Source organism: uncultured Muriicola sp., from assembly GCF_947258935.1.
In the GTDB taxonomy this organism is placed as follows: domain Bacteria; phylum Bacteroidota; class Bacteroidia; order Flavobacteriales; family Flavobacteriaceae; genus Muriicola.
In genome coordinates this window covers 1-7,316 of the sequence record NZ_CAMYKH010000099.1, presented here as the reverse complement: position 1 = coordinate 7,316, position 7,316 = coordinate 1, and the positions used below count along the sequence as shown (strand labels likewise).

The window sequence follows — 7,316 nt, the reverse complement described above, 5'->3', positions numbered from 1 at the left end:
AGAGTTCTAGCGCCTGCGCTCCATTTTCGACATAGTCGGCGCTGTAGCCAAGAATATTCAACTGGGCGGCCATGAGTACCTGGTTAATCAGGTTATCTTCGGCAACCAGGATGCGTGAAGTTTCCCCATTGGGGCGATTGACCCGGGTCGTTTTCAGATCGGGGAAATCTACCAGGCTGCCAGGTTGTGGTGTCGGCGCGAGTTCAAGCGTTACCCAGAAAGTACTGCCTTCTCCTGGGTTACTATCGATTTCGAGTTCACCTCGCATTAAATCGACCAGCTGGCGAGTAATCACCAGGCCAATACCGGAACCTTCGACGCCGCTGAATTCAGCACCCAGCCGATTGAAAGGCTGGAACAATTCTTTAAGTTTTTCGGGTGAGATACCTACACCGGTGTCGCGAATGCCAATGCGCAACAATTTATCGTCGTCATGTTCAAAAATAACACTGACGGTGCCATTCTCGCAGTTGTACTTGACGGCGTTTGTCAATAAATTCAGGAAAACCTATCAGGAATAACCCCGATTATTTGTACGCTAACTTTTTTTCTTTTGCCCTATAGATCGCACTTATTCGGTACTTAAGTTAATATAGTTCGATGCTATTTTCAAAAGATACTCTTATCTTACATTCTAATAGTTGACCAACCTTTTGTGAAGATATTTTATTATTTTCTTTCCATTTTTCTCTTTGGCACCTTCTTTCTGCAAGGCCAGGTTGCTGATAGACCAACTCTTGCGGCCGGCAGGTTTTTAGGGGAAATAAGGATCGATGGTTATATGGACGAAGAGGAATGGAAAAATGCCCCTGTTCTTAACACCTTTCAAACTACAGTCCCTATTGAAAAAGGAGTACCATCTGCTGCTACATTGGTAAGGGTGTTAGTGAATGAAAAGTCCCTGATCATCGGGATTCAATGTGAAGATCCAGACCCGGACAAGATTGTTAGGTTCTCTAAATTAAGGGATACGGATATCTCCAATGAAGACCATGTGAAAGTGGTGATCGATCCTTTCCTGGATGGCCAGTCCGGGTATATCCTGGCAGTAAATGCAAATGCCGCTCGTTATGATGCCCTGGTCTCCAACAGGGGAGAGTCTGAGAATGAGGACTGGGATGCTATATGGGAAGCCCGCGTAAGTATTAATGAGAGTGGTTGTTAAAAAGGGTCTCACCGAATGGGGATTTAATGTAGAAAGACGTATTCAACGAAATCAGGAGACCATTCGCTGGGCCAATGTTCAACGCGATCAGTTCTTTGGGCAGACCAGCAGGGCCGGACTTTTAACGAATTTACCTGAGTTTAATTACGGATTGGGCCTTAATGTGCGTCCATCCCTGGTAAGTTCCATGAACAAAGAAGGTGCAGATGCCGCTGCAATAGTAGACTTTGAAGGCAGTCTGGATGCCAGCCAACGCCTGGGCCCAAACGTTTTGGCGACCGTTACGGTAAATACCGATTTTGCCGAGACTGAGGTAGATACCCGTCAAACAAACCTCACGCGCTTCCCACTTTTTTTTCCTGAAAAACGAACTTTCTTTCTTGAAGGCTCCGATATTTTTGAATTTGGTTTTGGAACAGGTAACAGCACTGTCCTACCTTTTTTTAGCAGAAGAATAGGCCTTTTTGATAACACCCAGGTACCCATTGTTGCAGGTGCCAAGATCAACGGAAGAACAGGAAATACTGCTTTTGGCGGATTGGGGATCAGGACCAATTCCTTTGATAATGAAGGTACTTCCTATGATGCCACTTCTATGGGTGTTATGCGTATACGCCAAAATGTTTTTAAAGAAAGTACGGTAGGCCTTATCACTTCAGTTGGTGATCCCTTAGGCAGGGATGGTAGCTTTATGTCTGGAGTAGATTTTACGTACCAGACCACCCGTTTTAATGGGAATAAGAACTTTATAGCCGGTGCATGGGCACTCTACACGGATAGGGCCGATTTGTTGGATAACAGATCTGCCTTTGGCTTTAAAGTAGATTACCCCAATGACAAATGGGATCTGTCTCTTACCTATGCCAGAATTGGCGAATCTTTTGATCCCTCTCTGGGGTTTGTGCCGCGAAAAGGAATAACTTCCTGGCGTCTTGGATCAATATACGCACCGAGACCTAAGTGGCCTTTTGTACGGCAAATGTTCCATCAATTCTTCCTTACCTACATAAAAGGGATCAATGAGGAGTGGCAATCCTATAGTGTCTTTACGGCCCCTGTGAATTGGCAGTTGGAAAGTGGCGACCGTATAGAAATGAATGTGAGGCCTGTTGGGGAGAACATTATAGATCCTTTTGAGATTGCAGATAATGTGGTTATTCCGGTAGGGAAATATCATTTTATGCGCTATAGGTTGGAAGCCGAATTTGCTCCAAAAAGACGCTTAAATGGACAGGCCACCTGGTGGTTTGGTTCGTTCTATGACGGAACCTTGGATGAGTTTGAGCTTGAATTGAACTGGAACCCGAGTTCCCTGATAGGATTTGAATTCAACGGGGTTAGGAATATAGGAAGATTGCCCTTTGGAGACTTTGACCAGACTTTAATAGGGACGCGTGTAAGATTTAATGTTACCTCAGACCTGCAACTGAATAGCTATGTTCAATACGATACAGATAGCAGGATATTGGGAATCAATGCCCGTATACATTGGATATTTTCTCCTTTTGGAGATGTTTTCCTGGTTTTTAACCACAATACATTCAATGACCTCACAGACCGATGGACGCTTCAAAATGAACAGATCTTATTAAAAGTACGCTACAATTTCAGGCTCTGACCATGTAATTATACCGCAATTATTTCGCTTCCAACATGAAGAATAATACCTTTAAACCTGTTATGAAATACACTTCTATCTTTTTATGGATGTCTTTTTCTATTACCCTTTGTGCATTTTCTTCCTGTAATGCTCAAAAACAACTTATTGAGGGGGAAGAACATACCCTGGTTTCAGAAAAGCTTCAATACTATCTTTATTTTCCAAAAGAATATGAAGAGAAACAGGATAGATCTTTTCCTTTATTACTATTTCTCCATGGCGGCGGTGAATCTGGGGATAGTCTGGCTGCTCTAAAAAAGAACGGTCCGCCTAAAATGCTAGCCGAAGGAAAGCAATTCCCTTTTCTGGTATTGGCGCCTCAAAACCCACATAAAAAACAATGGTGGAACGTAAGGGCAGTAATGCAATTGCTAGATACCATTATTACGCATAACAGGGTAGACCCCAAGCGCATTTATCTATCTGGATTAAGCAGGGGAGGGAGTGCCGCCTGGGAACTTGCAGTGCAGTATCCCGATAGGTTTGCCGCCATGGCCGTAGTATGCGGGATGACCCCTGTACCCTATGCCTCCTGGATCAACAAAAAAATGCCTATCTGGGTCTTTCATGGCACAGAAGACACGTCCATTCCTTTTTCCGAATCTGAAGAAATGGTGAATGAACTTAAACGAATAGGCTACGATGTTACCTTTACAGTCTATGAAGGGGTGGGGCACGATTCCTGGGTGCAGGCATATCAGACTGAGGCCTTGTACAACTGGTTTATGAAACAACAAATGGAATAAAGATTCGTGTATGTCGTATTTTCGTTATTTCAATATATAGTAAGAACATGAGTAAGGCCTCCATATTTTCTTCAATTCGTTTAATTCTTTTTTCTGTTGGGATCCTCTTTATTGGATGTAAACCGCAAGCGAGCAAAACAGAAGATCATGCCTATACAAATGCTCTGATTGATGAGACAAGTCCTTATCTGCTGCAGCATGCCCATAATCCGGTGAATTGGGTGCCATGGAGTGAGAAGGCCCTGGAAGAGGCCAAAGAACAAGACAAACTAATTGTTGTAAGTATAGGGTATTCTTCCTGTCATTGGTGCCATGTAATGGAGGAAGAAAGCTTTGAGGATACAGAGGTGGCCTCTCTGATGAATGACAACTTTATTAATATCAAAGTAGACCGTGAAGAAAGGCCGGATGTGGACCAGGTTTATATGACAGCCGTGCAATTGATGACAGGGAGTGGAGGTTGGCCCTTAAATGTGATCTTATTGCCAAATGGAAAACCATTATATGGCGGAACCTACCATACCAAAGCCCAATGGATAAAGGTCCTTACCGAGATAAATAAGCAATACAGAAAAGATAAAAAAGCAGCCGAGGAATATGCGAATAAGGTAGCACAGGGTATTTCGGAAGTTAATTTTATCCCTAAGATCACCACGGAAACCGATCTTAAACCAGAATTGCTGACCCGGGCAGTAAACACTTGGAAAAAACAATGGGACATGGAATGGGGTGGAAACCTTGGAAAACTAAAATTTATCATCCCCGTAAATCTCAATTTTCTGCTGGATTATGCGGCCCTATCAGAAGATCTTGAAACAGATGTATTTGTTGAAAATACCCTTAATAAAGTGCTTCAAGGAGGCATCTATGATCATATTGGGGGTGGATTTTTCCGCTATAGCACCGATACCACCTGGAAAGTGCCTCATTTTGAAAAGATGTTATATGACAATGCACAATTACTAAGTTTATATTCCAAAGCCTACACAATTTACAAAGACCCGGAATATAAGAGAGTAGTTTTGGAGACCATTGAATTTCTGGACCGAGAAATGAAAAACCCTGATGGGGGCTACTATGCGGCTATTGATGCGGATAGTGAAGGGGAGGAAGGGACTTACTATGTCTGGAAGGAAAATGAACTGCGATCCTTATTAGGGGACGAGTATGACCTTTTTGCTTCCTATTATTCAATCAAAAAAGCATGGGCCTGGGAAAAAGATAAATATGTCTTGCATAAAAGAGTAACGGACCGCGACTTTGAAAAAAAACATGGAATCACTAATAGTGAGCTTCAGACCTATACGAAAAAGTGGCAGTCATTATTGCTAAAACAAAGGGAACAGCGCATTCATCCGCGTGTAGATGACAAGATAATCACCTCCTGGAATGCCTTGCTGATCCAGGGATTTTTAGATGCGTACAAAGCTTTTGGCAACCAAGAATTTTTATCTCATGCCAACTCCACTTTTGATTATCTTTTAAAACATTCTTATGTAGATTCTAAACTTGTTCACACGTATAAGAAGGGAAGTACAAGGCAAGAAGGATTTCTTGAAGACTATACTTTCCTGGCGAATGCCTCTTTGGGATTATATGAGATTAACTTAGATACTACCTATCTGGAGTTGTCTAAAGAACTTACGGGATATGTAAAAGTCCATTTTGGAGAACCTGATTCAGAAATGTACAGATATAATGAACAAGCCTCACTTATTGCCAAGATCATAAAGACCGATGATGGAGTGATTCCCTCTCCCAATGCGGTGATGGCTCAAAACTTATTTAAACTGGGTCATTTATATTATGATACTGATCTATTGGATAGATCCCAGCGCATGGTCTCTATCATGGTGAACCCTATTCAGGAAACGGCCAATAACTACGCTATGTGGGGTTCTTTATTATTAGAACATGCGTATCCTTTTTACGAGATAGTTGGGGTTGGTGCCAATGCCAAGGAGCTTTTAAATGCAATGCACACAGAATATATACCCAATGCGCTTTTTGCAGGGAGTACTGAAAAAAGTGACCTGCCTTTATTCGAAGATAGATATGTTGAAGGTGAGACTTATATTTATGTGTGCTATAACTATACGTGCAAATTACCGGTTAAGACTGTTACGGAAGCCTTACAGCAACTACAGGATTTTCAGGTGTATTGACCTTTACCAATTGCAGGGATTCACTATTCTTAGCTACCAGGACATATGATTGTCCTTTTATTTCAATGGGCATCATATCTTTTACGTCGCCCGGAGTAAACCAGCCACTTTTGTAATTAGTTACTGGTGTAAAGTCGCCTTTTCCATTTCCCATCAAATAAAGTCCATTACTGGCATCGTTCCTGGGAGTTTCCACCTCCGAGCTATAAAGATTTCCAGCGATCACAATATCGAGATGTGTATCGGCATTGTAATCACCTACCAGGATTTGGTTGATGCTTGAGATCTGCGCCATGTTAGGCAGTGAATGGCTTATGAATCCTTGTCCGGTATTTTCAAGATATACACTGGCAAAAGAGGTGACCTGGTAATGCAGGGCTTCTTCCAGATACTCTTCTGTGTACACATCTTCTAAAGTAGCCGTAGAAAAGGAGGCGTAGTCCTCAAATTTCTTTTTGATTGCCGGCATTTGTTGAGAAGAACATTCTCTTCCACGAAGCGGATATTCTTTGCCTCCGTTAAAATAACTCAATACAATATCTGAAGTACCACTTTTATCAAAATCACTGTAATAGATATCAAAAGTTTCCTGATCATTAGCCTTGTATTTGTAATTAAGCCCCAGGTTGCCCGCCACATAATCCATATCTCCATCTGCATCAAAATCGCCCTGCTGAATGCTAAACCACCATCCGGTGGAAGATGCGAGCCCACTCTTATCAGTCGTATTCTCAAAGACACCCTTCTTATTCTTTATAACCGTAATTGGCATCCATTCCCCGGTTACAAGAAGGTCTTCCCAACCATCTCCATCGTAATCTGTCCATATTGCATCGGTAACCATTCCAAGATCTTCGAGAAAAGGAGCTACGGTCTGGGTTACATCCTTAAATTCAGCACCTCCTTTAGCTGTACTCACGTTTTCCAGTATATAACTTTTGGCTGGTAAGGGGTATTGCCCGGGAACTAATCTCCCGCCTACAAACAGATCCATGTCACCATCCTTATCAAAATCGGATGCTTTAACGCGCGAGCCACTGGTGTACATTTCAGGGAGTGATTTTGCAGCTCTTAATAACTGCCCATTGCCATCATTGAGATAAAGCCGGTCTTGTAGCAATTCAGAACCCGCTTCAAATTCATTTCCGCCACTCACCATATACAGATCATTGTCACCATCTCCTTCAGCATCGAAAATAAGGATGCCTAAGTCCTCATAAATGCTATCTCGTGCCACCGACGGCATCTTCATTCGTTCAAAGCCGGTTGTGGTCTGATAGAAGATCCCGGCCTGGTGGTTGGCTGCACCTCCGATCACAAAATCGTCTTGCCCGTCACCATTCAGATCGCCTACTCCTATGCCTGGTCCGAACATAGAAGTTTGATGTGGAAGAAGGATCTCCTTAATAAAATCATTGTAATAGTTCTCCTCATGCCTGAAATCTGCTGCCAGATCTGCGGCATTTGCATTTTCAAAGAGTTTCTTTTGATCAATACTGATTACAGGAGAAACAAGTTGAGCATTGCTGTAATTTAGCGTATATGCTTTATTGAGGGCAAGGTTTGTGATCAGTTCTTTC

General features: G+C 42.5%; 6 protein-coding genes. 4 read left to right on the top strand and 2 right to left on the bottom strand.

The genetic code is table 11. From position 1 onward, the window contains the following. On the bottom strand, nt 1-493 hold a 493-nt coding region (locus Q0X72_RS12760; RefSeq protein ID WP_297766125.1), incomplete at its 3' end, for an ATP-binding protein. Nucleotides 494-655: 162 nt separating this feature from the next. On the opposite strand from Q0X72_RS12760, the gene Q0X72_RS12755 reads away from it, so the two are divergent. From Q0X72_RS12755 to Q0X72_RS12740, 4 genes are read left to right on the top strand one after another with little or no spacing between them, the layout of a single operon-like run. Continuing rightward, nucleotides 656-1,165 (top strand): carbohydrate binding family 9 domain-containing protein, encoded by a 510-nt coding sequence (locus tag Q0X72_RS12755; RefSeq protein ID WP_297766122.1) that lies wholly within the window; start codon nt 656-658, stop codon nt 1,163-1,165. After that, on the top strand, nt 1,149-2,783 hold the full coding sequence (locus Q0X72_RS12750; RefSeq protein ID WP_297766119.1) for a DUF5916 domain-containing protein: 1,635 nt from the start codon (nt 1,149-1,151) through the stop codon (nt 2,781-2,783). The genes Q0X72_RS12755 and Q0X72_RS12750 overlap by 17 nt, the downstream gene beginning before the upstream one ends. Nucleotides 2,784-2,818: 35 nt before the next feature. Further along, nucleotides 2,819-3,571, top strand: a complete 753-nt coding sequence (locus tag Q0X72_RS12745) for a PHB depolymerase family esterase (RefSeq protein ID WP_367180462.1) — start codon at nt 2,819-2,821, stop codon at nt 3,569-3,571. A 47-nt stretch (nt 3,572-3,618) separates the two neighbouring features. Next, the gene (locus Q0X72_RS12740; RefSeq protein WP_297766115.1) at nt 3,619-5,736 is read left to right on the top strand and encodes a thioredoxin domain-containing protein; all 2,118 of its coding nucleotides are present in this window, start codon (nt 3,619-3,621) and stop codon (nt 5,734-5,736) included. Here the strand turns inward: Q0X72_RS12740 and Q0X72_RS12735 are convergent. Then, nucleotides 5,693-7,316, bottom strand: a 1,624-nt coding sequence (locus tag Q0X72_RS12735; RefSeq protein WP_297766112.1) for an FG-GAP-like repeat-containing protein, incomplete at its 5' end; no start/stop codon positions are given. The genes Q0X72_RS12740 and Q0X72_RS12735 overlap by 44 nt on opposite strands.